The organism is Roseomonas sp. KE2513 (assembly GCF_016107305.1).
Lineage (GTDB): Bacteria > Pseudomonadota > Alphaproteobacteria > Acetobacterales > Acetobacteraceae > Roseomonas.
The window spans coordinates 1-546 of the sequence record NZ_RCVR01000185.1; the positions used below are offsets into that span (position 1 = coordinate 1).

At 71.2% G+C, this 546-nt stretch carries 1 protein-coding gene; it reads right to left on the reverse strand.

The genetic code is table 11. The features are described 5' to 3' along the window. The coding region (locus tag D9599_RS30865) for an HAD-IC family P-type ATPase (RefSeq protein ID WP_198385155.1) at window positions 1–546 on the reverse strand (546 nt) is incomplete at both ends.

Consider the following 546-nt stretch of genomic DNA (forward strand, 5'->3'; position numbering starts at 1 on the left):
TTGGCCGGGCGCAGCGGGATACCGTCTGCCTCTGCCCGCTCCAGGATCGCCCGGCCGAGCGGGTGGCTGGAGCCATTCTCCACCGCAGCGGCGAGGCCGAGCATCGTGCGCTCAGAACCGTTGAGAGCGAGGAGGTCGGTCACGCGCGGGCGCCCCTCCGTCAGTGTTCCGGTCTTGTCAAAAGCCACCGTGCGGATCCGCCCGATCGCCTCCAACGCCCCGCCGCCCTTGACCAGCAAGCCGCGCCGAGTGCCGACGGCGAGGCCGGAGGCGATGGCCGCGGGCGTCGACAGAACGAGGGCGCAGGGGCAGGCGACCAGCAGCAGTGCCAAGCCACGGTAGATCCAGGTGTCCCAGTCGGCGCCGGCGACGAGTGGCGGCGCGACGGCGACCAGGGCCGCCACGGCGACGGCGATGGGCGTGTAGATGGCCGAGAACCGCTCGATGAAGCGAGCGGTGGGCGCCTTCGCGTCCTGCGCCTCCTCCACGAGTCTGATGATGCGGGCGATCGTGTTGTCCGAAGCGGGCTTTGTCACCCGGACCTGC